The 25672-nt window shown below is 72.8% G+C and carries 22 protein-coding genes and 1 other RNA gene; 16 read left to right on the forward strand and 7 right to left on the reverse strand.

Annotated features, from left to right (window positions below):
* Positions 1-7 precede the first annotated feature (7 nt).
* The 9 genes from F8R89_RS10605 (at position 8) to F8R89_RS10645 (ending at position 12835) form a co-directional block, all read left to right on the forward strand.
* Entirely contained in the window at positions 8-400 is a 393-nt protein-coding gene (locus tag F8R89_RS10605; RefSeq protein WP_225994358.1) for a DUF6507 family protein, read from the forward strand.
* Positions 397-2814, forward strand: coding sequence for a hypothetical protein (locus F8R89_RS10610; RefSeq protein ID WP_151783743.1), 2418 nt, complete (start codon positions 397-399; stop codon positions 2812-2814). Before F8R89_RS10605 ends, F8R89_RS10610 begins: the two co-directional genes overlap by 4 nt.
* Before the next feature lie 12 nt (positions 2815-2826).
* On the forward strand, positions 2827-3705 hold the full coding sequence (locus tag F8R89_RS10615; RefSeq protein WP_225994359.1) for an immunity 49 family protein: 879 nt from the start codon (positions 2827-2829) through the stop codon (positions 3703-3705).
* A 34-nt stretch (positions 3706-3739) separates the two neighbouring features.
* Entirely contained in the window at positions 3740-4030 is a 291-nt protein-coding gene (locus F8R89_RS36650; protein ID WP_151783744.1) for a hypothetical protein, read from the forward strand.
* A gap of 13 nt (positions 4031-4043) precedes the next feature.
* The gene (gene eccD, locus F8R89_RS10625) at positions 4044-5426 is read left to right on the forward strand and encodes a type VII secretion integral membrane protein EccD (RefSeq protein ID WP_151783745.1); all 1383 of its coding nucleotides are present in this window, start codon (positions 4044-4046) and stop codon (positions 5424-5426) included.
* Positions 5427-5753: 327 nt separating this feature from the next.
* The gene (locus F8R89_RS10630) at positions 5754-6677 is read left to right on the forward strand and encodes a type VII secretion protein (protein WP_318841295.1); all 924 of its coding nucleotides are present in this window, start codon (positions 5754-5756) and stop codon (positions 6675-6677) included.
* Positions 6674-10654 carry a type VII secretion protein EccCa gene (eccCa, locus tag F8R89_RS10635; RefSeq protein ID WP_151783747.1) on the forward strand — a complete coding sequence of 1327 codons (3981 nt, stop codon included), beginning with the start codon at positions 6674-6676 and terminating at the stop codon, positions 10652-10654. The genes F8R89_RS10630 and eccCa overlap by 4 nt, the downstream gene beginning before the upstream one ends.
* On the forward strand, positions 10651-12264 hold the full coding sequence (locus tag F8R89_RS10640; RefSeq protein ID WP_225994360.1) for a DUF6177 family protein: 1614 nt from the start codon (positions 10651-10653) through the stop codon (positions 12262-12264). The genes eccCa and F8R89_RS10640 overlap by 4 nt, the downstream gene beginning before the upstream one ends.
* Positions 12188-12835: a hypothetical protein gene (locus tag F8R89_RS10645; protein WP_151783748.1), complete on the forward strand. Its 648-nt coding sequence runs from the start codon at positions 12188-12190 to the stop codon at positions 12833-12835. The genes F8R89_RS10640 and F8R89_RS10645 overlap by 77 nt, the downstream gene beginning before the upstream one ends.
* Before the next feature lie 18 nt (positions 12836-12853).
* Here F8R89_RS10645 and rnpB read toward each other — a convergent pair.
* Both rnpB and F8R89_RS10655 read right to left on the reverse strand, forming a co-directional pair.
* Positions 12854-13255, reverse strand: an RNA gene (gene rnpB, locus F8R89_RS10650) — RNase P RNA component class A.
* Positions 13256-13309: 54 nt separating this feature from the next.
* Positions 13310-13849 (reverse strand): Uma2 family endonuclease, encoded by a 540-nt coding sequence (locus F8R89_RS10655; RefSeq protein WP_151783749.1) that lies wholly within the window; start codon positions 13847-13849, stop codon positions 13310-13312.
* Between the two features lie 149 nt (positions 13850-13998).
* On the opposite strand from F8R89_RS10655, the gene F8R89_RS10660 reads away from it, so the two are divergent.
* The gene (locus tag F8R89_RS10660) at positions 13999-14751 is read left to right on the forward strand and encodes a MerR family transcriptional regulator (protein WP_151783750.1); all 753 of its coding nucleotides are present in this window, start codon (positions 13999-14001) and stop codon (positions 14749-14751) included.
* Between the two features lie 11 nt (positions 14752-14762).
* The gene (locus tag F8R89_RS10665) at positions 14763-15386 is read left to right on the forward strand and encodes a hypothetical protein (RefSeq protein ID WP_225994361.1); all 624 of its coding nucleotides are present in this window, start codon (positions 14763-14765) and stop codon (positions 15384-15386) included.
* Here the strand turns inward: F8R89_RS10665 and F8R89_RS10670 are convergent.
* On the reverse strand, positions 15337-16773 hold the full coding sequence (locus tag F8R89_RS10670; RefSeq protein WP_151783752.1) for an RNB domain-containing ribonuclease: 1437 nt from the start codon (positions 16771-16773) through the stop codon (positions 15337-15339). The genes F8R89_RS10665 and F8R89_RS10670 overlap by 50 nt on opposite strands.
* Before the next feature lie 72 nt (positions 16774-16845).
* Here F8R89_RS10670 and yaaA point away from each other — a divergent pair, with 72 nt between their 5' ends.
* Both yaaA and eda read left to right on the forward strand, forming a co-directional pair.
* On the forward strand, positions 16846-17628 hold the full coding sequence (yaaA, locus tag F8R89_RS10675) for a peroxide stress protein YaaA (RefSeq protein WP_151788062.1): 783 nt from the start codon (positions 16846-16848) through the stop codon (positions 17626-17628).
* Between the two features lie 75 nt (positions 17629-17703).
* Positions 17704-18336, forward strand: a complete 633-nt coding sequence (gene eda, locus F8R89_RS10680) for a bifunctional 4-hydroxy-2-oxoglutarate aldolase/2-dehydro-3-deoxy-phosphogluconate aldolase (RefSeq protein ID WP_151783753.1) — start codon at positions 17704-17706, stop codon at positions 18334-18336.
* Here eda and F8R89_RS10685 read toward each other — a convergent pair.
* The 3 genes from F8R89_RS10685 to F8R89_RS10695 are packed head-to-tail and all read right to left on the reverse strand — an operon-like array spanning position 18319 to position 21112.
* Positions 18319-19506 (reverse strand): bifunctional RNase H/acid phosphatase, encoded by a 1188-nt coding sequence (locus F8R89_RS10685; protein WP_151783754.1) that lies wholly within the window; start codon positions 19504-19506, stop codon positions 18319-18321. The genes eda and F8R89_RS10685 overlap by 18 nt on opposite strands.
* An 11-nt stretch (positions 19507-19517) precedes the next feature.
* Entirely contained in the window at positions 19518-20261 is a 744-nt protein-coding gene (locus F8R89_RS10690) for a zinc ribbon domain-containing protein (protein WP_151788063.1), read from the reverse strand.
* Complete coding sequence (locus tag F8R89_RS10695; RefSeq protein WP_151783755.1) at positions 20258-21112, reverse strand: Nif3-like dinuclear metal center hexameric protein; 855 nt, start codon at positions 21110-21112, stop codon at positions 20258-20260. Before F8R89_RS10695 ends, F8R89_RS10690 begins: the two co-directional genes overlap by 4 nt.
* Before the next feature lie 247 nt (positions 21113-21359).
* Between F8R89_RS10695 and F8R89_RS10700 the strand changes: the two genes are divergently transcribed.
* Entirely contained in the window at positions 21360-22514 is a 1155-nt protein-coding gene (locus tag F8R89_RS10700; RefSeq protein WP_151783756.1) for a hypothetical protein, read from the forward strand.
* A gap of 95 nt (positions 22515-22609) precedes the next feature.
* On the forward strand, positions 22610-22777 hold the full coding sequence (locus tag F8R89_RS36165; protein WP_192806087.1) for a hypothetical protein: 168 nt from the start codon (positions 22610-22612) through the stop codon (positions 22775-22777).
* Positions 22778-22871: 94 nt separating this feature from the next.
* Here F8R89_RS36165 and F8R89_RS10705 read toward each other — a convergent pair whose 3' ends face one another.
* Complete coding sequence (locus tag F8R89_RS10705; RefSeq protein WP_151783757.1) at positions 22872-23729, reverse strand: MaoC/PaaZ C-terminal domain-containing protein; 858 nt, start codon at positions 23727-23729, stop codon at positions 22872-22874.
* 298 nt (positions 23730-24027) lie between these two features.
* On the opposite strand from F8R89_RS10705, the gene F8R89_RS10710 reads away from it, so the two are divergent.
* Positions 24028-25521, forward strand: a complete 1494-nt coding sequence (locus tag F8R89_RS10710; RefSeq protein WP_151783758.1) for a sensor histidine kinase — start codon at positions 24028-24030, stop codon at positions 25519-25521.
* The last annotated feature ends 151 nt before the right edge of the window (positions 25522-25672 follow it).

Here is a 25672-nt window from a genome sequence, read left to right on the forward strand (position 1 = left end):
CTGGCGCATGCCGAGGTGGGACGTATCTCCGTCCGGGGTCGGGAGTGTGGTCTCGAACGTCGGAGAGGTGATGAGGGCCCTGGACGACATCGTCCAGGCATACGGGAAGGACATGGAGGGCGCGGCCACCGCGGCCGGGACGCTCGCTCCTGGCGGGGCGAGCGGGGAGCACAAGGGGCAGACCGGGCTGGTGGCCGCCGCCCTCGCGGAGTTCATCGAAGGCACCGCGACCGAGCTGCAGTTCATCGGCGCACGCGTCGGCAAGACCGTCAGCGGCGCGGTGGACGCCACCGTCGCGTACCAGGAGGGCGACCTGGAGATGGCGGCCGAGGTGCAGCGGCGGGCGTCCGGGCTGGTCACGCCCGACATGCCGACCGGCTGGAAGGCGGGCCGTCTGTGATCCAGCCGGATTCCATCCCTCTGTTCACGGGCGATCTCGGCCAGTTGGAGCGGCACACCGACGCCCTGCGGGTCGAGGCGGACGGCATCCGCCGGGCCGGCGCGGAGGCACACCGCCAGTTCCAGGGGCTGTCGGCCTTCTACGAGGCTCCGGAGGCGGAGCAGCTTCTCGCCTCCACCGCACCGGCCCGTGACGGCGCGGACACCTTCGCGGACAAGGTCGCCACCGTCGCCGACGCCCTGTCGACGTACGCGGCGGAAGTCGCGCCGGTCATCGCGCGGTTGGAGCGTCTGCAGAGCAAGGCGACCGCGTTCGTCGCGGGGCTGAAGACGCCCGACGGGGAGTTCGACGAGGACTGGACCGATGACGCGGACAAGGTCGAGCAGCACCAGGCGCTGATGCACGACGTGAACGTCGCGCAGGCGGCGTTCACGGCGGCCGAGATCGCCTGCAACAACAAGATCACCGCGCTGGTGGGCGGTACCCAGTACGTGATGAGCACCGGCGACAAGCAGTTCATGCCGCTCGGCTCCGACCTCTACGGCTACAGCGCCGAGGTCCTCGACCAGGCCGAGAAGCTCCCGTGGGGCACGCCCGAGACCCAGTCGCACGACTGGTGGGACCCGGACGACCTCGGCTATTACGCCAAGAGTTTCTTCTGGGACGGGTTCATCGTCGACAACGTCTGGGGCACCGTCGACGGCCTCGCGACCCTGGCCGGCGTCCACGGCTCGGACGACGCCGGCCAGGCGTGGGAAGGCGTGGTGCGGGCGATCGTCGGCGCCGAGACGTATCTCATGGAGTCCGGCGGCCAGAAGCCGACCGGTGCCTTCGCGTCCGACTTCGCCCAGGACAGCAAGCAGTACGCCAAGGAGTTCGGCAAGTCCTTCGTCGCCTGGGACATGTGGAAGGAGAACCCGGCCCGCGCCGCGGCCACGGTCGTCTTCAACGGCCTCACCCTGGGCGCCGGCCCCCTCAAGGCCGCGTCAGCCGGCAGGGCGGGAACCGCGGCGAAGGTCGCCACCTCGGTAGCGAAGGTCGGCGACGCGATCGACCCGGTCAGTGCCACGGTCAAGGTGACGGGGCACGCCATACCCAAGATTGCCCAGGTTACGGATAGCCTGCGCGGCGCGAACAACGTCTCCGAAGTGAGGACTCCGCACAGCGTCCTGGAATTCTCCGACCACTCAGGTCGCTCCGTGCTCGTCGTGGAGGACGGGAGGTTCATCGTCCTCAAAGACGGCAAGATCGCCAGCGGCACGCCCGTGCAGGAACCTTCCGTCACGGCGCGGGCCCCGTCGGAGGAGTTGGCAGGGCGAGAGCGAGAACTTGCAGGAGTAGGTGGCAGGTCACAGTCACCGCAGGCATCCACGCACACAGGCGGCGGATCCGCTGGAACAACAGCCGATACCGGTGGCAGCGTTCAGGGACACACCTCGCACGCATCGTCGCCCCGCCAAGGAACAGGCGATGCCAACGGGACCGGTAGCGGCCACGAGCCGTCAAGATCTGCCGCGAGGTCAAGCGGTTCGAATCCCCATTCCGGAGGAACGAATTCCGCCGGAGACCGGGACCTCACCGTCGAGGAACGAAAGCGCATCCGGGACGAACACGTTTGGAAGTCCAACAACGACCCGGCCTGGCGCGAAGAACACTATGACGCCCTCGACCGACGCAAGGAAGCCGCAAGGATCGTTGACGGAGTCGAGTTGCCCATCCTCGCCCGGGACGGGACCGGCAAGCTGGTGGCCAAGAACGACCTGCCGAGCGGGCCGTCTGACGTCAAGTACGGCCGGACGCCGCTGGGGCCGGACTCGGCCGACCCGATGCATCGCCCCGAGCTCGACAGGCTCGCGAAAGACCGCAAGGTGGCCGGGAAGCTCACCGACGCGACAAAGGCAGTCGAGGAAGCCCCCACACACGAAGCGCATGAGGCCCTCAAAAGAGCACAGGAGGCATACGCCGAGCAGCTCGGCGACGTGCCCAACAACAGCAAGATATCCGAGAAGCTGGGCGAGAAGGCCGCTGAGCTGCACGTGGTTCCGCATGAGTTCCCAGGCGCAGAGTGGGTGCCACTTCCCAAGACGCCCAATGGCGCCGACATGTTCGACCAGGTGTACAAGCTTGGGGATGACGGCGGTTTTGTGATCGTCGAAGCAAAGGCACCCTCGGCGGACCTCGGCTGGCGCAGAGGTGCGGGCCCCTACGAGGGCATGATGGTCAAACAGGGCACCAAGGAATATTTCTATACAATTCTTGAAAAGATGTGGGCGCGAGGCGGGAAAGACACCGAGATCGCCAACGCCCTCGAAGACGCCCTGGAAGAAGGAAAGCTGCAGTACGTCCTGGTGAAGGCCAATGAAAACACGGGGTCCTACGCTGGTTCCGTGATGGAATACTTCAAGATCCGTTAGAGGAGGGGTTCAGTGGTCACGAGCGTTCCGCGCCATGGCTTCCGCACGGACAACGCGGCCGAGGCCATGGCGCCGCTCATCGATGGGACGCGTCGGGTTCTCGACCGGATGGAACGGTCGGAGATGTCCCGCCACCGGGCGCTGAGCAGCACCCTGACCATGGCGAAGTGGCACTGCCTGACGGATCCCGAGGCAGCGAAGCTCGAGACGTGGGAGGCCTGGGTCACAGCGATGCAGGTCGGCTGTGCTCTGTTCGACTCGGCCACGGCCGCCGAGGGACCCGTACCGTGCCGGATCGGGAGCGCGGGCGAGGTGAAGAACCTGCCTGCGACAGGGCCGACACCTTATACGCACGCGGGGGCGTGGCTCACGTCGGTCTATCTGGCGACGATCTGCCGTGAGAACGACCGTCTCGATCGACTGATGCGGGTACCTGTTTCGTTTCTGCGTGAGTCCGTTCCCGAGGGGGCGGTTTTCGATGACTACGTCTACGACTGGGTAGAGGCTCTCCAGAGCTATTGGGCCGGTCGAGCCACGGAGATGTGGGACAAGCTGGTAGCGGCGGTCAAAGGCACCGATCCCGAGCGGGATGGCGTCGTTGACAAGGAAATGATGCTGAAGATCCTTTATCCGCCGCTCGAACTCTTCCATCGCTTCCAGCTGCGGGAAACCGAGCAGTTCAACAACGCACTGGTTGATGCCGTCACCGGGCACAAGCAGTACTGGGCCGGCGACGAAGCGCGTGTCCTGAGCGGTGACGGCCTAGTGGCCCTCGCTCCCCTCGCTTTGGCCTGTATGGCTTACGACAACGAATTCCCGATCGAGGTCGAGTCCGAGTACTTGCCCAAGCATTTGCTGAGGCGTTCATGGGTCGGCGAGTTCGAGACGTGATCCACGTTCTCCGAGAGGCAGGCGGCTGACGACCGTGACAGCCCAGGACTACGACAGCCAGCTTCTGGAGTCGGTGTCGGTACGCCGTCGTCGGCTTCGCGACGCCCTGCTCTTCGGCGCGCAGCGTCGGCGGCGGTCCGCCGACGAGAGGGTGGGGAAGTTGTTCGTCGGTGTCGTGATCGCGGCCGTGGTGTGCGCGGGATGCGTCGGATGGTCGTTCGTCTCGCATCGGGTGATCGGGAAGAGCCCGTACGGGGCCTCGGTCCCGTCCCCGCCGGCCACCTCACCGGCAACTTCCCCCACAATGACCGCTTCTACCCGGTGATAGGTTCGAACGCGTGATATCTACGGGGACTTTGAGCCCCTCGGCGGCCGGCCGGCGTGCGGCGCTCAGCCGGGTGACCCTGGTCGGCGAGCGGCGCCGGATCGACCTCGTACTGCCTTCGCGGGAGCCGATCGGGGTTCTCCTGCCGGAGATCATGCGGTTGCTGGACGACCGCGTGGGCGCGCGGCCCGAGTCACGGCATCTGGTCACCACGGACGGCTCCGCGTTGGAGCCCGGCTCGTCCTTGGCGTCGGCAGGTGTGCCGGACGGGGCCGTGTTGCGGCTGGTCCGCGTGCAGGACGCGCCGTCGGCACCTGTCGTGCACGACGTGAGCGACGAGGTCGCCGACGATCTCGACGTACGGGCGTGGCGGTGGCGTCCTGCGGTGCGCAGGGTCGTCGCCGGGATCGCGACCGTGTTCTGGGCGGTCGCCGCAGGCGTCCTCGCCCGCGGACAGTTCGATCTGGCGGCCGTGGGTGCCGGGTTGCTCGCCGTCGCCGGTGCGGGCGCGCTCGCCGGGGTGCTGTGCGGGCGTGCCCGGCTGCACGGCCTGGCCACCACGTTGATCGCCACGGCCGGCGCCCTGGCCGTGCTCGCCGTCTGGACCTGCGCCGACGCCTACGACTGGTCCGGCCCGCAGCGGCTCGCCGGGCTCGCCGTGGCCTCGGCGATCGCGCTGGTGCTCGCCGGGTGGTTCACGCCGTTGGGGCGCGGGGCGCTGTTCGGGGCCGCGGCGGTCGGCGGATGTCTCGTGCTGTGGGAAGTGGCGGCCGGTCTTCAGGGCGGGGCCGGGGATGCGGCGGGTCAGGCCCGGGCCGGCGCGCTGCTGGCGGCGTCCTCCGTCGTCGTCCTGGGCGTGCTGCCGCGGCTGGCGCTGATGGCGTCGGGCCTGACCGGGCTGGACGACCGCCGTACGGGTGGGGCCTCGGTGAGCCGCTATCAGGTGGCCACCGCGCTCGCGGCGACCCATCGCGGGCTGGCGATCGCGACCGTCGTGCTGGCCGCCTCGGCTGCCGCCGCGGGGGTCATGGTGCTGCGCTCGGTGACGGTGTGGACGGTGCTGCTCAGTGTCATGGTCATGGTGGCGCTCGGCCTGCGGGCGCGTGCGTTTCCGCTCACCGCCGAGGTCGTGGTGCTGCTCGTGGCCGCGAGCGTCGTCACGGTGCGGCTCGTCGTGACGTGGCTGGAGCACACCGGCACCGGCGGGCCGATCGCCGCGCTGTCCCTGCTCGCGATCGTCCCGCTCGTGGTGCTGAGCGTGGAGCCCGCCGAACATGTCCGGGTGCGGCTGCGGCGCCTCGGCGACGTACTCGAGTCGACCGCCGTGATCGCCATGCTTCCGCTGGTCATCGGCGTGTTCGGGGTGTACGGGCGGCTGCTCGGCACCTTCGCCTGAGGACGTGAGGACACGGCGATGGGCATGACGGGGGGCAGTGACTGGCAGCACGATCTGTTGCGGGAGCTCGCCGGCGATTCCTCCCGGGAGGCACCGGTCCTGTCCGCGTCCGGCGGGTCCGACCCGGTCTCCGCCTCCCCCACGCGGCCAGACACAGGACCGACGCCGGCCCCGGCCCCGGCACCCGCACCCGCACCCGCACCCGCACCCGCACCCGAGTCGAATTCCTCCGCCGTCCCACGCCGGATCCCCGCCTCGCAGGCACCTGCCCGGCCCCCTGTCCCTGCCCCGGCTCACGCCCCGGCGTCAGCCCTGGCCCCGGCCCCGGTGTCGGCCCCCGAGTCCCTCCCCACCATCGACCCCCGCCTCACCTTCGCCCTCGGCCGCCCTCAGCACGGCGACTCGGTCGCCCGCCGCACCGGGCGCTCCCTGCGGCAGCTCACCGCCTCCGCCGGGCAGGAGGTCGCCGAACAGACGCGGAGGGCGCAGGAGTTGCAGCAACCGGTGACGACCGGCAGGGTCATCGCGGTCACCTCGATCCGGGGCGGCGTCGGCAAGTCGACAGTGTCCGCGCTGCTGAGCCGTACCTTCAACCACTACCGGCACGACCCGGTGCTCGCCCTGGAGGCCGACGCGGCGCTCGGCACGCTCCCCGTACGGCTGGGCGCGGACACGGTGCGCTGGTGCTGCGCCGACCTCGCGCGGATCCTCACCCCCTCCATGCGGCTGACCGACGTGACCGGCTACCTGGTGCCGGTGGCCGACGGCGGCTGGCTGCTGCCCGCGGGCCAGGGCCGGGTCGGCGCCCCGCTGGACCTGCGCGCCTACATGACGGTGACGTCGGCCCTGCGGCGCTATTTCGCCGTGACGGTGGTGGACTGCGAGACACTGCCCGGCGAGGTGGCGCGCGCCGCGATGGACACCGCCCACGCACGGGTGGTCGTCGCGCCGATGACGGCCGAGGGCGTGCACGGCACCCGCCAGGTCCTGGACTGGCTCGGCCGGTTGCCGCACTCCGCCCTGGACACCACCGTCGTCGCCCTGAGCACGGTCTCCCCCGACACCACGCTGGATGTGAGGTCCGCCGTCGCGCACCTGCGTGAGCCCGGCGTACCGGTGATCCACCTCCCCTACGACCGTCATCTCGCCCAAGGAGGCCCCATCCACACCGCCATGCTGAGCCAGGCCACCCGCGACGCGGCCGTCCGTCTGGCCGCCGAGGTGACAGGGCGGGCGGTGCGCGCCCGGTGACCCAGCAGATCGTCCACCGGCCCGCGCGGTCCACCCGGCCGCCGGCCCCTGCCGAGCCGCGCACGATCGAGGCGCCGCCGAACCTGCCCGAGGGCAAGATCGGCAGTGCGGCCACCGCGCTGCTGCCCATGGCCGGAGTACTGAGTTCCGTCGTGCTGATGACGGTCGTCCGCAACAGCCAGTTCGCCGTGATCGGCGCGATCGTGCTGGTCGTGGCGCTGTTCGGGGCGGTGGCCCTGTTCCTGTCCCAGCGGGGCAAGGGGCAGCGCACGCGGCGCACCCAGCGGGAACGGTATCTGGAGTATCTGGAGCGGCTGCGCGAGGAGTTGGGCGCGGCGGAGCGGGAACGGCGGCAGCGTGCCCGGCTGCTCGATCCGCCACCGGAGGCGTTGTACGACCTCGGGCGCGACCCGGCGCGACGGTGGGAGCGCCGCCGTCAGGACGCCGACTTCCTCCGGGTGCGGGCGGGGATCGGTGACGTACCGGCTCAGGAACTGGCGATCGCGCGGAGCGACGCCGGCGGCGTGCTCACCCCGCCGGATCCGTTCATGCTGAACGAGGCCCGCGCTCTGCTGCACCGCTTCGCCACGACCACGGACTTCCCGCTCACCGTGCCGCTGGACCGGGCCGGCGACGTCAGCGTCGTCGGCGACCGGGAGGGCGTGCTCGGGGTCGCCCGCGCCCTGCTTCTGCAGACGGCGGTCACGCATGCGCCCGACGACGTGGCGCTCGCCCTGGCCACGGCCGACGAGTCCGCGTGGGCCTGGGCCAAGTGGCTTCCGCACGTCCTCGATACCCAGGCGCACGACGGTCCCGTCGCCGCCCGCCGGATCGCCCCCGACCTGGCCGCGCTGGCCCGCCTGTGCGGGGCCGATCTGCGACGGCGTGCCGCGTACGCGGCCGAGGTGCGCCGCGGCCTGTCCGGCAGGGACGCGCTGCGGCTGACCTCGCGCATGCTCGTCGTCGCCGACACCTACGGCGACACCGCCTCCGAACTCCCCCGCCCGGACTCGGCGATCGGCCTGCCCGACATGGGCGTCACCGTGCTGCACCTGCTCGAACAGCAGGTGCATGAGCCCGACCAGGTCGCCGTACGCATCACCGTCGACGCCGGCCGGATCACCGTGGAGGACCTGCGCGCCCCCGAGGTCCCGGCCGCCCACGGCACGTCCGACGCGGTGACCGGTCCCGGCGCCGAGGGCGTCGCCCGTCTGCTTGCGCCGCTGCGGCTGTCGGCCGAGTCGGCGGCCGAGGGTACACCGGTGTCCGGGCCGGTGGACTTTCCCGCGCTCCTGGGCATCGACGACCCGGCCACGCTCGACCTCGAACGACTGTGGGCGCCGCGCGGCGAACGGGACTTCCTGCGCGTCCCCATCGGCCTCACGGACCGGCACGAGCCGGTGCTGCTGGACCTGAAGGAGTCCTCCCAGCTGGGCATGGGGCCGCACGGCCTGTGCGTGGGCGCCACCGGCTCGGGCAAGAGCGAGTTGCTGCGCACCCTGGTCCTCGCCCTCGCGGCCACCCATTCCCCGGAGGACCTGGCCCTCGTCCTGGTCGACTACAAGGGCGGCGCCACCTTCGCTCCGTTCGCCGAACTCCCGCACGTTGCCGGGGTGATCACCAACCTGGAGAACCAGGCGGGCCTCCTGGAACGCGTCCACGCCAGCCTGGCCGGCGAGGTCAAACGCCGCCAGCAGGTCCTCAAGGACGCGGGGAACATCGCCGACATCGGCCACTACGCCGGCCTGCGCGCCACGAAGCGCCCGGACCTCGAGCCCCTCCCGCACCTGTTCGTCGTCATCGACGAGTTCGGCGAACTCATCACCGCCAAGCCGGACTTCATCGACCTGTTCCTGTCCATCGGCCGTATCGGGCGCTCCATCGGCGTGCACCTGCTGCTGTCCAGCCAGCGCATCGAGGGCGGGAAGCTCAAGGGCCTGGACACCTACCTCTCCTACCGTCTCGGACTGCGCACCTTCTCCGCCGACGAGTCCCGCACCGTCCTGGACACCACGGACGCCTTCCACCTGCCGCCGCTGCCCGGCTTCGGCTACCTCAAGGTCGACACCTCCACGTACGAACGCTTCAAGGCCGGGTACGTCTCGGGTGCGCACCATGGCCCGGCCCGGCTCGAGAAGCGTGACGACGAGCCGCTCGCCCTGCCCTACCCGACGTACAGCGCGCCACGGCAGGCGGAGGCGGCAGAGGAGTCCGTCGCCACCAAGCGCGAGACGGGCCCGACCGTCCTGTCGGTCATGGTCGGCCGACTCGCCACCGGCGCCCCGCCGGTACGCCGGATCTGGCTGCCCCCGCTGCCCGACGCCACCACCCTGGACGCGGCCGCGGGCCCCCTGCGGTCCGGCCCGGACGGTCCCCGCCTCGCCCACACCGACGGACCGCTCCGCGTCCCGCTCGGCATCCTCGACGACCCGGCCCGCCAGTGGCAGCGGCCCTGGCTGCTGGATCTGACGGTCGCGGGCGGCCATGCGGCCGTCATCGGCGGCCCGCAGTCCGGCAAGACCACCCTGCTGCGCACCCTCGTCCTCTCGCTGGCCCTCACCCACACGCCCCACGACGTCGCCGTGTACGGCCTCGACCTCGTCGGCGGTGGCCTGTCCGCCCTGGCCGGCCTGCCCCACGTCGGGGGCATGGCTTCCCGCGCAGACCACGAACGCGCCGCACGTACCGTCGCCGAGGTACGGGCCATGCTCACACGACGCGAGGAAGCGTTCCGCGAGCACGGCATCGACTCCGTCGACCAGCTGCGCCACCTGCGCGCGCGGGGACGGCTGCCGGAACTCGGCGCCACGGACGTCGTCCTGGTCATCGACGGCTTCGGCGCCCTGCGGGAGGAGTTCGCCGACCTGGACGACGCGGTGGCCGACCTCCTCAAGCGCGGCAGCGGCTACGGCATCCACGTCGTCGCGGGCATGCTGCGCTGGAACGACGTCCGCATCGCCACCCAGTCCCTGTTCGGCAGCCGCGTCGAACTGCGCCTCAACGACCCGGCCGACTCCACCATCGACCGCAAGCTCTCCGAGACCCTCTCCCCCGACGCCCCCGGCCGTGCGCTGACCGACGGCAAGCTGTTCGCGCAGGTCGCCCTGCCCCGTATCGACAGCCGGCCCACCACCGGCGATCTGGGCCCCGCCCTGGAGCGCACGGCCCGCACCATCCGCGCGTCCTGGCACGGCGAAGTCGCCCCTCCGGTACGGGTGCTGCCCACCCGCCTGCCAGCCGGCCGGCTGCCCTCCCCTGCCACGGAACCGGTGAAGATCCCCTTCGGAGTCGACCAGGACACCCTCGCCCCGGCGCTCCTCGACCTGTTCGGGACCGACCAGCACCTGCTGGTCCTCGGCGACAACGAATGCGGGAAGACCAACCTGCTCAAGCTCGTGGCCGGACAGCTCGTCGAACGGTACGGGGACAAGGAACTCGTCTTCGGCGTCTTCGACCCGCGCCGCGGCCTGCGCGGCGCCATCCCCGAGCCCTACCGCGGCGGCTACGCCCACAACGCCAAGCTCGCCGCCGCCCTGTCCACCGGGATCGCCGCCGAGTTGGAGAAGCGCCTGCCCGAGACGGCAGACCCCGACGCGCCGCCGACCGACGAGCCCGCCTTCACCGGACCCCGGATCGTCATCCTCGTCGACGACTACGACATCCTCACCGCCGCCGGACAGCAACCGCTGTCCCCCTTCCTTCCGTACCTGTCCTCCGCTCAGGACATCGGCCTGCACTTCGTCCTCGCCCGCCGTACCGCAGGCGCCTCCCGCGCCTTGTACGAACCTCTGTTGACCGCCCTGCGGGAAACCGGCACAGCCGCGCTGGTCATGACCGGCGAACGCACCGAGGGCCAGCTCTTCCCCGGTCTGTACGCCTCGGCGCAGCCACCGGGACGCGGCACCCTCGTCCGCCGAGGCCGCCGGCACCAGCTGATCCAGACCGCCCTGACCGACGAAGAGGCCGACGAAGAGTGACCAAGGACGTCATCGCCCTCACCCCGAGGATGCCGGACCTGCCCACGCTCCTGGCGGGCCTGTACGCGGGCGGCCCCGACCTCGGCGTGAGCACGACGGCCGACGGCGCCGTCGTACAGCTGTGCGCCCCCGACGGGCGGCCTCTGGTCTCCGTGGAAGCCCCGATCCTCGTCCAGGTGCCCGGCGAGACCGGCCGCCTGCTCGGGCACCCCGTCGCGGACGGCCCGGTGTGGTGGACCGAGGCCCGGGCGTCGGCCGCCGTCCCCGAGGCCGGACGCCTCGCCGGCTCCTTCGCCGGGCGCCTGGCCACCGTCCTCGACGGCACGGTCTGGCCCCCTGAGGCCGCCACCACGGACGCCGTCCCCGTCACCACCGACTTCTCGGCGATCCCGGTGCCCGCCGCCTCGGCCCCCGCGGTGGACGTCCTCACCGACTCGACAGCCGTGGTCATGCAGGACAGGCCCCTGGTCGCCATGACCAGCTGGCTCTCCGACGCACTGCGCACCGCGACCGCCGCCGGCCAGGCCCTGCAGATCGTCACCCCGCTCACCGCCCGCCTCACACTGCCGACCCGCTTGGCCCTGCGCGGCCTGCCCAACCGCTGGGTGGTCCAGGACCCCGAGCACGGCTACTACGACGGCCTGTCCGGTGCCGTACTCCACTGGAAGGACGGCACCTTCACCCCCGTTCGGGACACGGCCGGCACCACCTCCGTGGCCGAGGTGTTCAAGACGTCCCCCGAGACCGGCGAACGTCAGCTTCTGCTGACGCTGCGCACGCGGCACCCCGCGGACACGGACCTCGTACTCGGCGGCGCAGTGGAGGCCGCGTTCCGGCACCTGACCGGCTCCGCACCAGCGGGATGGAGCACCGCCGAACCGGTCAACCTCCCCTGGTCCACCCGCCGGCTGACCGACCTCGCCCGGGCCCGTGCACCCCGCCCCAGCTGGCTGATCGCCGTCGGACAGCCCGACCGCCCCGCTCTCGCCACCCTGCGCGTGCTCCGGACGGCGGCGGGCGTCGAAGAGGACATCACCCTCGTACTCGGCTACGCGGAACACGAGACACCGCCTCTGCACGCGGTCGAGCCTCTCGCAGCCGAACTGGACGCCGCGCACGGCCTCGTCACGCTGCTCACGGCGCTCCGCTCCGCACGCGGCGATCTCACCGTCCCCGCGCGGCTCGAGCCGCCTCCGCTCCCCGTGTCCTTCACGCTCGGCCACGACGAGGTCCGTCGCACCGGGCGACCGCCCCACGCCCCGCCCCCGTGCCGCTCGGCGTCCCGGCCGAGCCCGCCCTGCACTACCCCTGGGCGACGGAACGGACCCGCGGGCCTGGTCCACCTTCGGACTGCTCACCCAGCACCTCAGGGCGTCCAGGTCGGCGGTCCGTCCTTGAGGAGGAACGGTGGCTCAGCGCTCCCCGACGTCTCCGTCACCTCATGGTCACCAAGCGTGCACATCCGCCTGACAAACTACGCAGGACATCGCCGTATCGGCGGACAACACTCATTCATCAGCGGGGATTCGACACATGCGCAAGGCGCGTATCGCACTGACGGCCGTTCTGGTGTCCACGCTCGGCTTCGGGCTCACGGCATGCAACGGTGACAGCGAGGACGGGGCGACGGAGAAGGAGTCGCCGACGGCGGCGGCTACGGCGCCCTCGCCGGACGGGGCGAGCCCGAGCGCCGACGGCGGCGACAGCGAGGGCGGCGACACCCAGCCGGCGGGCGATGTCACCGCGCCGGGCACCGGGCTGAAGGTCGGCGACAAGGCGGTCCTGCCCTTCGAGTACGCCAAGAAGAAGGGCACGCTCGCGATCACCGTCACGGCGATCGACAAGGGCACCGAGGCCGACATGTCCCGGTTCGGGGAGCGGGCGAAGGGCCTGACGCCGTACTTCATCAAGATGAAGGTCGAGAACGTCGGCGACACCGACCTCTCGCGCGCGTACGTCCAGCTCAGGGGGCTTCTGGACGGCGGCCGGAGCACGGGCGTCTCGCTGATCGGCGACATCCCGGGCAAGTGCGACAAGGAATCCGCGCCCGCCGAGTTCGGCAAGGGCGTGTCGTACGAGACCTGCTCGCTCGCCGCGTCGCAGAACGGCGCTGTCACGGGCGCCGAGTTCGACGACGGTGACGCGTACGGCGACAAGCCGGTCGTCTGGACCGCCGGCTGATCCAGGAGCTGTCAGCGGCAGACGAGTCGGGCTGTACGCCGGGTTCTGTTCCCCGGTTCCCTCGCGGGAGCCGGGGCGACGGCCATCCATCTAGGGCCGGTGTTGCCACCGGCCTCGTGCGGTCTACCCGCGGACTCGGGCGGGCAGCCCTCGAACGTCCGCGCAGAGCGCCTTTCACAGCGCTCCTCTTGACCTTGCTCCGGGTGGGGTTTACCTAGCTGCCTGAGTCACCCCAGGCACTGGTGGTCTCTTACACCACCGTTTCACCCTTACCCGGCACCGAAGTGCCGGGCGGTCTGCTTTCTGTGGCACTGTCCCGCGGGTCACCCCGGGTGGCCGTTAGCCACCACCCTGCCCTGTGGAGCCCGGACGTTCCTCGGGGAGCCCCTGAGGGCTCCACGCGGCCGTCCGCCCGGCTCGTCTGCCGTATCGACCATGGTACCGGCCGGAAGGGGGCGGTCGTCGCCGGGCGGGTCAGAGGAGGTCGGTCGTCTCCAGTTCGAAGGCGAAGGGGGCGGGGAGGGCGAGCGGTTTACCGAGGGGGCGGGTGCAACGCCCTCGGTAGTCATCCTTCTCCGGCAGGCTGTAGAGGGTGATCTGCGAGGCGTCGCGGTCGAGCAGGAGGTACAGGGGGACACGACCGCGGGCGTAGCAGCGGCGTTTGGGCTCGCGGTCTCTCCGGGGGTTGGCGGCCGTCACCTCCAGCACCATGGCGACGCCGTCGCAGGGCATCCAGGGCCCCGCTCCCGCGAAGAGGTCGGCCTCCAGAGGAGCGAAGGTGCCGTCCGGGATCACGTGGTCGGCAGGGCTCGAGTCGCCGCTCACCAGTCGCAGCCCCTTGTTCTCCGAGAAGTCCATCTCGGTCCCGGAGTGCTTGATGACCTGCCGCACGATCCGGCTGACGTACTTCTCGTGATCTCCGTCCGGCGGCGGCGCCACGACGATCTCCCCGTCGACCAGCTCGGCCCGGAAGCCCTGAAGTGGGTCCAGGCTCAGGAAGCCCTCCAGGAGCACTCTGTCCGCTCCCTTCCTCCGTCATCGGTCAGGCTGGGCCATCGGACGGTCATCTGTCCCAGGGAGAGGGCGTACGTCCCTCGAACGTGGCACAGCCCCCGCCTGCCGTCCCTTGACCTTGCCGCGACGTCAACGTCTGTACTGGTCCCATGCGGATCGGAGAACTCGCCGCCGCGGTCGGGGTCACCACGCGGGCCGTGCGGCACTACCACCATCAGGGGCTTTTGCCCGAGCCGGAGCGGCGGGCCAACGGGTATCGGGAGTACACCCTGCGGCACGCCGTCGTGCTGGCGCGGATCCGGCGGCTGACGGAGCTGGGGCTGGGGCTCGCCGAGGTGCGGGACGTGCTGGCCGAGGACGCGGGGAAGGATCTCGTCGAGGTGCTGGGCGAGCTCGACGCCGACCTCGCCCGGCAGGAGGCGGCCGTCCGGGAGCGGCGGGCGCGGTTGCGGGCACTGCTGGACATGGAGGGCGGGCTGCCCGCCGAGGGGCCGGTGTCGCCGGGACTGGCGGCGCTGTTCCGGGACATGGCCCGGGTGACCGACTCCCCGATGGCGGCCAAGGACCGTGAGTTGCTCGCTCTCATCGAGACCTCGGCGGCGCCCGGGGCCGGTGAGCGGGTCGTGGCCGCGCTCGGCGACGCGTTCGCCGTGCCCGGGGCGCAGGAGCGGGCCGTCGCCGCGTACGCCCTGCTCGACGGTCTCGCCGACGCCGATCCCACCGATCCGCGGGTGGACGAGGCCGCGCGGGCCCTCGTGGACTGTCTGCCCCGTGAGGTGCTGCCGGAGGGGTTCGCGGTCGACTCCGGTGACAGTTTTCTGCGGGCCTTCTACGCCGATTTCCCGGCGGCCCAGGCGGAGGCCGTCCGTCGGGCGCTGGTGATGATCTCGGAGCGGGGGTGAGGGGCGGGGTCGTGCTCGCCCTGGTCCGGCATGAGCTGCGATTGCTGGCCAGTATCGGGCTGTGGGTGGCGCGGCGGCGGCACGGGGTCGCGGGCGGGGTCGCCTTTCCGTACGCGCGGGGGCAGGGCGCGACGATGCTCGGCTTCGGGTTCGTCGTCGTGATCGAGTCGGTCATGATGGGCGTCCTGCTGCGCGATCATTCCGCCGTGCGGTGGGCGTGGTTCGCGGCCGACGTGTACACGCTGCTGCTCGTCCTCGGGATGCATGCCGCCTCCGTCGTACGGCCCCATGTGCTCACACCGGACGAGTTGCTGGTCCGGCGGGCGGCACACGTCGATCTGCGGATACCGGTCGCGGCCGTCGCGCGGGTGCGGCGTGAGCTGCGGACCACCCATGCGGGGGCCGAGGGTGAGCTGAACCTGGCCGTCGGGGCGCAGACCACCGTGACGGTGGAGCTGGCCGAGCCCGTCGTGCATGCCCCGCTTCTCGGGCGGCGAGGGCGGGACGTCCGGGTGGTCCGGTTCCATGCCGACGACGCCGCCGGGCTCGTCGCCGACCTGAACGGACTCGTCGGCCTCGGCGGCCTCACACCGGCTCGAAGCGCACCTTCGCCGTCGCCGGGTCCGACCGCGTGAGACGGACGCGCAGAGGGTCGCCGAGGGGCAGCGGGGAGCGGGCGTCGACGCGGCCGATGACCGCCGGGGTGCGGAGCTGGACCACGCCCGACGTGGGGCGGCGCTCGTCCACGTCGATCACGCAGGCGTCGAACTCCTCCCCCACCCGGTCCTTCAGCAGCGCCGCCTCCACGAGGTCGACGCACTCCCGCTCCACCGTGCCCGCGCGCCGGGCGCCTTCGGTCATACGGGAGGGGAGGGTGTCGAGGGCCGCCAGGACCCAGTCGGGGACGGGGTCCCCCGCGGTGGCCGCCAGGCAGATCTCCGAGGCGTAGCGGTCGACCAGCCGGCGCAGCGGTGCCGTGCAGTGGGCGTAGGGGGCGGCCACGGCGGCGTGGGTGGTGAGGGCGGGCAGGTCGCCGTCGCGGAACGGGGTGTAGCCGGCGCCCCGCAGCAGGGTCGTGCACTCCTGGAGGAAGGCCGCGTGATGCGGCCGGTGCGGGTCGAGGGAGCGGACGAGCGGGGCGTACGACACGTGGTGCGGCCAGTCGATGCCCAGGGCGCGGGCGGTACGGCGCAGCCGGCCGACCGCGCCGTCGGGGGCGGCGGGCAGCGTGCGCAGGATGCCGGTGCCGTGGGCCAGCATCAGCTCGGCTGCGGCCATGCCGGTGAGGAGGGAGAGCTGGGCGTTCCAGCCGTCGGCCGGGTGGGGTGCGCGGTAGGCGAGTTCGTACGTGTGGTCGTGCTCGACGATCTCCTGCTCTGGGGCGTTCAGGGAGATCCCGCCGCGCTCCAGTTCCAGGCGCTCGCGCAGTTCCCCGATCTCCTTGAGCAGGGCCAGGGGTTCCTCGGCGGTCCCCGCGTCGATCTGCCGCTGTACGCCCGCGTAGTCGAGCCGCGCCCGGCTGCGGACCAGGGCGCGGTGGACGTCGACGGCGACCGTACGGCCCTCCGCGTCGAGGTCGATCGTCCAGAGGACGGCGGGGCGGTCCCGGCCGGGCAGCAGGCTGGCGGCGTCCTCGCTGAGCACCTCGGGGTGCAGCGGGACGCGGGTGTCGGGGAAGTAGAGGGTCGTCACGCGCCGGTGTGCCTCGCGGTCGAGCGCGCCCGACGGTACGACGAAGGCGGCGACGTCGGCGATGGCGTACCGGACGCGGTGGCCGGTGCCCCGCCGGGACAGGTGCAGGGCCTGGTCGAGGTCCGTGGAGCCGGGCGGGTCGATGGTGAGGAAGGGGATGTCCGTGGCGTCGCGTTCCGGGAGGACGGGGGCCTTCGCGGCGCGTTCCGCCTCGGCCAGGACCTCGGGCGGGAAGTTCGCGGGGACGTCGAGCCGGGTGCGCAGCGCGGTGAGGGCGGCGCGCAGAGGGGCCTCGGGGGCGCCGGTCACGCGGATGTGGCGGCGGGGCATGAGTCGAGCGTAGGGCGAGGGGGCCCGGTGGGCACGCCGTACCCTGGGCGGGGTTCGATCGAAGGAGTGTCTGTGCTTGTCCTGCTGCCGCCGTCCGAAGGCAAGGCCGCGTCCGGCCGGGGTGCGCCGCTGAGGCCGGAGTCGCTGTCCCTGCCGGGGCTGGCCGGGGCACGGGAGGCCGTGCTGACCGAGCTGGTCGAGCTGTGCGCGGGTGACGAGGACAAGGCTCGGGACGTGCTCGGGCTCAGCGAGGGGCTGCGCGGCGAGGTCGCGAAGAACGCCGGACTGCGGACGGCGGGCGCCCGGCCGGCTGGGGAGATCTACACCGGGGTGCTCTACGACGCGCTCGGCCTCGCCTCCCTGGACGCGGCGGCGAAGCGGCGGGCGGCCCGGTCGCTGCTGGTGTTCTCGGGCTTGTGGGGTGTTGTGCGGGTCACCGACCGCATCCCCTCCTACCGCTGCTCGATGGGTGTGAAGCTGCCCGGGCTCGGCGCGCTCGCGGGGCACTGGCGGGCGCCGATGGCCGAGGTGCTGCCGGAGGCCGCCGGGAGCGGGCTGGTGCTGGATCTGCGGTCGGCGGCGTACGCGGCGGCGTGGAAGCCGAAGGGTGAGGTGGCCGGGCGGACGGCGACGGTACGGGTGCTGCACGCGCCGACCCGGAAGGTCGTCAGCCACTTCAACAAGGCGACGAAGGGCCGGATCGTGCGGAGCCTGCTGACGGACGGGGCCGCGCCGAAGGACCCGGCCGAGCTGGTCGAGGCGCTGCGGGACCTCGGGTACGAGGTGGAGGCCGGGGCGCCCGCCGGGGCCGGGAAGCCGTGGGCGCTGGACGTGCTCGTGGACGAGGTCCACTAGCCGTCATTCCGGGGGTCATTGCAGTCTGCGCAACGGGCTTTGCGCAGACTGCTTCGCGTCGGCAGGATGTGCGCCATGACATCGGTCCTGGATCTCGCGCCCGTCGTCCCCGTGGTCGTGGTGGACGACCCCTCCGACGCCGTGCCGCTGGCCCGGGCGCTGGTCGCGGGCGGGCTGCGCGCGATCGAGGTGACCCTGCGGACCCCGGCCGCGCTCGACGCGATCCGGGCGGTCGCGGACGCCGTGCCGGACGCCGTGGTCGGGGCCGGCACCGTGCTCACGCCCGGGCAGGTGACGCGGTCGGTGGAGGCGGGGGCGCGGTTCCTGGTCAGCCCCGGCTGGACGGACGCCCTGCTCGACGCCATGCGGGCGTCCGGGGTGCCGTATCTGCCGGGGGTGTCGACGGCGTCGGAGGTCGTGGCGCTGCTGGAGCGCGGGGTGCGGGAGCTGAAGTTCTTCCCGGCCGAGGCGGCGGGCGGCACCGCGTACCTCAGGTCGCTGTACGGGCCGCTGCCCCAGGTGCGGTTCTGCCCGACGGGCGGTATCGGCCCCGGTTCGGCGCCGGACTACCTCGCCCTGCCCAACGTGGCCTGTGTGGGCGGCAGTTGGATGCTCCCGGCGGACGCGGTGGCGGCCCGGGACTGGGGGCGGGTCGAGACGCTGGCTCGCGAGGCGGCCGGTCTCGGCCAATCACCCGCGCAGGTGTGAGGTGTCGTTGAAGAGCCGCACGCTCGCGTTGCCGTCCGCGTAGTACGCGATCGCGGACAGCGAGGCCGCCGACAGCTCCATGCGGAACAGGGACTCCGGCGGTGCGCCCAGGGCCAGCCGTACGAGCGTCTTGATGGGCGTGACGTGGGTGACGAGCAGGACCGTGCGGCCCGCGTACGCCGCGATCAGCTTGTCGCGGGCGGTGGCGACCCGGTCCGCGGTGGCCGCGAAGCTCTCGCCGCCGCCGGTGGGGCGGGCCTGCGGGTCGGCCAGCCAGGCGGTCAGGTCGTCGGGGTACCGCTCGCGGACCTCGCCGAAGGTGAGGCCCTCCCAGGCGCCGAAGTCGGTCTCGCGCAGGCCCTCCTCGACGGCGACCTCCAGACCGAGCCGGCCCGCGACGATCGCGGCGGTCTCGCGGGTGCGGGCGAGCGGCGAGGCCACGACCGCCTGGACGGTGCCGCGCCGGGCGAGGGCGGCGCCCACACGCTCGGCCTGCTCCCGGCCGGCGGCGGACAGGGCCGGGTCGGTGCCGCCGCTGCCGGAGAACCGCTTCTGCGGGGTGAGGGGCGTCTCGCCGTGCCGGAGCAGGACGAAGGTGGCGGGTGCGCCCATGTCGGCGGGCGCCCAGCCGGACGAGGGGGCCGCGGTCGTACCGGCGTCCCCGGCACCGGTGCCGGCACCCCCGGAGGCCGTCCCGGTGGCAGCGCTCGCGTCGGCCGCCTCCAGCTCCGCCGTCGAGTCCTGCGCGCTCCACCGCTCCCCGCGCTTGCCCGCGTCCATCGCCTCGTTGGCGAGCCGGTCCGCGTGCTTGTTCCGCTCGCGCGGGATCCACTCGTACGTCACCCGGCCGGGCGGGAAGATCCGCGCCGCCTCGGACGCCAGCGGCTTCATGTCGGGGTGCTTGATCTTCCAGCGGCCCGACATCTGCTCGATGACGAGCTTGGAGTCCATGCGGACGTGGACCGTGGCCGCCGGGTCCAGTTCGTGCGCGGCGCGCAGCCCGGCCACCAGGCCCCGGTACTCGGCGACGTTGTTGGTGGCGATGCCGAGGTACTCGGCGCGCTCGGCGAGGGTCTGGCCCGTGGCAGCGTCGATCACGACCGCGCCGTAGCCCGCGGGCCCCGGGTTGCCCCGTGACCCGCCGTCGGCCTCGACGATGAACTCCCGCACGGCACCGGCTCCTAGAGGCCGGACTCGGCCGTGCGGACCAGGATGCGGCGGCAGTTCTCGCAGCGCACCACGGTGTCGGGGGCGGCCGAGCGGATCTCGTTGAGCTCGGTGATGGCGAGCTCCTGGCGGCAGCCCTGGCAGGTGCGCTGGTACAGCTTGGCCGCGCCGACGCCGCCCTGCTGCTCGCGCAGCTTCTCGTACAGCTTCAGCAGGTCGGCCGGGACGGCGGCGGCGACGACCTCGCGCTCCTTCGTGACCGTGGCCACCTCGGCGTCGATCTCCTCGAACGCGGCGTCCCGGCGGGCGACGGCGTCGTCGACCTTGCCCTGCACGGAGCCGACGCGCTCGGTCAGCTCGGCGACCCGCTCCTGGGCGGACTCGCGGCGCTCCATGACCTCCAGGACGACGTCCTCGAGGTCGCCCTGGCGCTTGGCGAGGGAGACGATCTCGCGCTGGAGGTTCTCCAGGTCCTTCGGGGACGTGACGGCACCGGAGTCCAGGCGCTGCTGGTCGCGGGCGGCGCGCTGGCGCACCTGGTCCACGTCCTGCTCGGCCTTGGTCTGCTCGCGGGCGCAGTCGCTCTCCTCGGTCTGCGCGGCGACGAGCAGGTCGCGCAGCTGGGTGTGGTCCTTGGTGAGGGACTCGATCTCGGCGTGCTCGGGCAGCGACTTCCGCTTGTGCGCGAGCTGCTGGAGGCGGACGTCGAGGTCCTGGACGTCCAGGAGGCGGATCTGGTCGGCGGGCGCGGCGTTCAGTTGGGGGCTCCCGTGGAATCGGTGGTGGTGGACGCCGCGTGGGCGGTCCAGGGGTCGGTGACCGTCGCGGAGACGTGGACCCGCAGGTCCCATCCGTGGCGGTCGGAGATCTCGTCGAGCTGGGCTGCGGCCAGCTCGCACCAGGGCCACTCGGTGGCCCAGTGCGCCGCGTCGAGCAGCGCGAGAGGACTGTGGGCGACCGCCTCGGACACCGGGTGGTGGCGCAGGTCGGCCGTGAGGAAGGCGTCGACCCCGGCGGCCCGCACCTGGTCGAAGAGGCTGTCGCCGGAGCCGCCGCTGACGGCGATCGTGCGGACGACGGCGTCGGGGTCGCCGGCGACGCGGATGCCCTGCGCGGTGGCGGGCAGCCGCTCGGCGGCGCGGGCGGCGAGGGCGCGCACGGTGAGCGGCTGGTCCAGCTCGCACACGCGGCCGAGGCCCCGGCGGCCCTCCGGGTCGGTCGGGTCGGGCACGAGGGGGCCGGTGACACGCAGGTCGAGGGCGCCGGCGAGGGCGTCGCTGACGCCGGGGTCGGCGGTGTCGGCGTTGGTGTGCGCGACGTGCAGCGCGATGTCGTTCTTGATCAGGGTGTGCACGACGCGACCTTTGAAGTGGGAGGCCGCGACGGTCGTCGTTCCGCGCAGGTAGAGCGGGTGGTGGGTGACCAGCAGGTCGGCGCCGAGCTCGACCGCCTCGTCCACGATCTCCTGGACGGGGTCGACGGCGAACAGGACCCGGGAGACCTCCTGGCCGGGGTCGCCCACGACGGTGCCGACCGCGTCCCAGGACTCGGCCCGCTCGGCGGGCCACAGGGTCTCCAGCGCGGCGATGACTTCAGACAGACGGGGCACGAAGGACAGGCTACCTGGCCGTTGTCGGGGGCCGTACCGGCTCCGGGGCGGGCGGTACGGCGTCCGCGTCCGCCTTTCCCGCCGGTCTCCCGGGTCCTCCCCCGCCGCGTGCGGCGCCGTCCAGCACACGGGTCCCCGTTTCCTCAGGCGAATCGTTCCTGTGCCACCCCTTTGTGTGAAGCGGAACCTGGCCCGCACCTCGGCTGTGCGGGCGAAAACTAGCGTCGTGACCGGAGGTGACCGGACCATGACGGCCTGTGCGATCGAGTCCGCGGCGGAGTCCGACAACGGCGACGCGCCTCGGACGCAGTGCGTCATCACCGCGGACGGCTCCTACGCCGCCCGCCTCGCGCTGGACGGCGACTGCTGGTTCCCGGAGCGCTGGACCCTGGACGGCCCCGAGCCCTACGCCGTCCCCCTGCCCAGCCATCAGCCGGAGGAGCCGGGCACGGAGGTGCAGCCGATGGGCGACGGGCGGGTCCTCGTCCGCCGCCCGACCGACGGACGCCATGTCTTCTCCCTGCTCTACCCGACCGGCCCCGGCACCGGCGAGCTGCTGCTGGGCGCGGTCGAGTGCCCGGACGACGGGACCCGGCTGCGGATGCTGCCCCCGGCGCCGGGCGGTGAGCGGGCGTACGCGCTGGCGGTGGGGCGGCGCACCAGCACGGTGTGGCTGGTGGCGGGCGGCGCCTTCGGGCCCGAGCGGCTGGCGCAGATCCCGGGGCGCTGCTCGGGCGGGGTGTGGCTGGACCGGGAGGGGCGGATGCTGGCCCTCGACCGGGAGTCCGGGGGGCGGACGAAGGCCATCGTGGTGGATCTGGAGCGGGACGGCGAGGTGTCGCCGCTGCTGCAGATCACGGCGGACAGCGACGACCGGGTCCTGCTCGCCGACCCGGACAGCGGGCTGCTGCTCATCGGCTCGGACGCCCCCTCGCCGGGGCGGCCGCGGCTCGGCTGGGGCGTCCTCGGCAGCACCCTGCCGGTGCGCTTCCCCGAGTCGCTGCGGATGCCGGACCACGAGGTCACGCCGTTCGCCATCCAGCCGGGCCAGGTGCTGACGCCGGAGAGCTGCGGGGTGGCGCTGCGTGTCGACGGGCCGGTCGGCAGCTGGGTCGGCGTGTGGCGGCCCGCCGAGCGGACGGTCCGTCACTTCGCGGCCCCTGTCGGCTGGTTGACGGGCACCGGGGTGTGGTCCCCGGAGGGCGAGCTGCGGCTGCCGTACGCCACCGAGGACGTCCCCTGCGGAGTGGCCCGGGTGGAGGCGCCGGCCGTCCCGGCCGAGGCGGGGACGAGGCCGGAACGCGAGCCCTCGGCGACCGGGGAAACGGAGCCTCCGGGTCCCGTCGTGACGCGTCCCGTGCCCTTGCAGCAAGCACCCTTGGGCGGTCTTGTAACGAACTAGTGCCGGTCGGCGCGACGCGTGGATCCGGCCCTCGGAGGGTTGGTTAGACTCACCCGGCTGTTGGAAAGATCATGTTTACGGGGTGAACCTTACCGATGAGCAACGCCACCACGACCCAGCCGTCGTCCGAGGTCCAGGAGGCCGCCGGGCACGGCCGGCACCGGGGTCCGGTCTCGGCCAGTGACGTCTCGGCGAGCGACCGTCAGACGGCCCCCCGCGGCCGTCACCGCAAGCCGGTCGAGGAGACCGGGACGGCGGCCTGAGGCCGCACCGGGCACAGCGCGCGGCCCCGGTCCTCCCCGGAGGATCGGGGCCGTATCCGTGTCCGGATCTCCTCCTGATTCCTGTCCGGACCTGTCAGGTGTGGTCCACGACGGTGTCGGTGAGGACGGGTGCGTCGTCGCGGTCGGCCGCGGTCACGGCGACCCGCACGGAGCCCTCGACGGACCAGGCGCGGACGCGCAGGGTCTCGCCCGGGTAGGCGACCCCGGCGAAACGGGTGCGGTAGGAGCGCACGCGGGTCACGTCGCCGTCGAGCAGGGTGTCGACGACGGCCTTGAGCGTGATGCCGTACGTGCACAGCCCGTGCAGGATGGGCCGGTCGAACCCGGCGCGCTGCGCGAAGTCGGGGTCGGCGTGCAGCGGGTTCCAGTCGCCGGAGAGGCGGTAGAGGAGCGCCTGGTCCTCGCGGAGCGGCCGTTCCAGGACGCGGTCCGGCTCCCCGGTGGGGGGTGCGGGGCGGTTCGAGGGGCCGCGCTCGCCGCCGAAGCCGCCCTCCCCGCGGATGAAGATCTCGGCGTCGTCGGTCCACAGCGGCCCGTCGGCGTCCTCGACGTCGGTGCGCAGTACGAGCACGGCCGCCTTCCCCTTGTCGTAGAGGCCGGCGATCCGGTGGACGGCGGTGGCGGTGCCCTCGGTGGGGAGGGGGCGGTGGACGGTGAGGTGCTGGCCGCCGTGCAGGACGCGGGCGAGGTCCACGTCGATGCCGGGCATGGACAGTCCGCCGATGACGCCGGGCGCCCCGGAGCCGGCGACGGTGGCGAAGCTGGGCAGGACGTGCAGCCGGGACTCCAGGGTGTAGCGCAGTTCGCCGGGGTCGGTGGCGGGGACGCCGGCGCCGATGCCGAGGTGGTAGAGCTGGACGTCCTTGGAGTTCCAGGAGATCTCGCCGGTCCGGGGTCCGGCGGCGAGGGCCTTGGCTGCGTCGATGGGCATACGGCTCCTGACAGCGGCGGTCGAGACCTCGGTACGGCCGTCCGCACCGTCGGCCGCACCGAGGTCGTCACGGGGCCGCGGAACCCGCTCGTTCTAGAACGCGTTCCAGTGCGGCGCCCTCTGTATAGCCGAGCCCCCGGCACTTGTGAAGTCTCCTGACGCCGCGTCAGCCTTGACTCGGCCGGGACATTTGTCCTGCCGGACGCCGGACACCCGCCCCTGCCGGACGGCCGCGCGAGTCCGTACCGTCGAGGACATCGGACATCGGCATCGGACGTCGGCGACAGGGGACACGGACATGGCCTGGTTGTTCAAGCGGCATGGGGCGTCGTGCGCGGGCGCCCGGGACGAGACGCCGGCGCCGAGCGGGTACAGCCTGCTGCCCTGGCTGCTCCTGGGCCTGGGCTCCCTGTCCAACCTCTTCCAAGGCGAGACCGCGAACCCCTTGATCGGCGGGCTGGGGCTGCTCGCGTTCAACTCGCTCTACGTGTACGTAGCGTTCCGCTCCTTCGTGAAGGAGACCCGGGAGGCACCGTCGACCAGGGTGGCGCTCGTGCTGATGACCGGGGTGACCTGCGCCCTGGCGCTGGCCTACGGCGGCACCTGGCTGCTGTTCTTCCCGCTGCTCGGGCTGGCCACGGGCGCGGCCGTGCGCTTTCCGCACCTGCGCCTGACCGGGGCGGCCCTGGGCGTGCTGGCGGGTGCGGTGGCCGTCTCCCGCGACGGCTGGGGCGGACTCGGCATCGCCTACGCCACGTGGATCTCGACGATGGTGACGGCGGCGATCCTGTCCCTCTCGGACGCCGTACGGCAGCTGCGGGCGGCCCGCGAGGAGCTGGCGCACCGGGCGGTCGAGCAGGAGCGGCTGCGTTTCTCCCGCGATCTGCACGACCTCCTCGGGCACACGCTGTCGGTGGTCGTGGTGAAGGCGGAGGCGGCCCGGCGGCTGACCACCCGGGACGTGGACGCGGCCCAGGCGCAGCTCGCCGACATCGAGTCGGTCGGCCGGCAGGCGCTCACGGAGATCCGCGAGGCGGTGACCGGCTACCGGCAGGGCAGCCTGAGCCGCGAGATCGACGGCGCGGCCTCGGCCCTGCGGGCGGCCGGCGTGGAACCGGTCGTCCGCCGCTCGGGACCCCCGCTCGCCCCGCAGACGGAGGCCCTGCTGGGCTGGGTGGTCCGGGAGGCGGCCACGAACGTCGTCCGCCACAGCGGGGCGGCGCGCTGCGAGATCACGGTCACCGGCGACGACGAGCGCGCCCGGTTGACGGTCACGGACGACGGCCACGGCACGGACAGCCGCAGGGGCACGGGCACGGGTGCCGGCACGAGCACGGGTGCCGGCACGGGCACGGGTGCCGGCACGGGCACGGGTGCCGGCACGGACACGGGTGCCGGCACGGACACTGGCACTGGCACTGGCACTGGCACTGGCACTGGCACTGGCACCGACCGTCCCCGGACCGCCGGAGGCACGGGTCTGCGGGGCCTCGCCGAGCGCCTGTCCACCGCCGGCGGCACCCTGACGGCCGGCCCGGACCGAGGCGGCTTCACGGTGACGGCGGAACTTCCGGCGGACGGGGTGGAGGGAGCGGGGGCGGGTCATGTGGTCCGGGCGGCGGACGGGGCGGAAGGGCCGGGGCACGTCGTCCGGTCGGCGGATGGGGTGCAGGGGGCGGGGCAGGGGGCCCTGTCGGCGGACGGGGCGGAAGGGCCGGGGCAGGCGGTCCGGGCGGCGCACGGCACGGATGTGGACGCGGTGCCGGCCGCTACCGGGTCGCGGGCGGGGTGAGCCGGCGCCGGGGGTGACGGTGTGCTGGACGCCGGAGGCAACCGCAGGCGGGGGCGCCTGGCCATGCCGGGCACCGGTTGGCGTAGGGCGCGGGCGGGTTCGTAGGGACAGCGGGACTTGCGGCGGACGCGGCGGACGACCCGAGGCGGCG

The organism is Streptomyces sp. SS1-1 (genome assembly GCF_008973465.1).
Classification (GTDB): domain Bacteria; phylum Actinomycetota; class Actinomycetes; order Streptomycetales; family Streptomycetaceae; genus Streptomyces.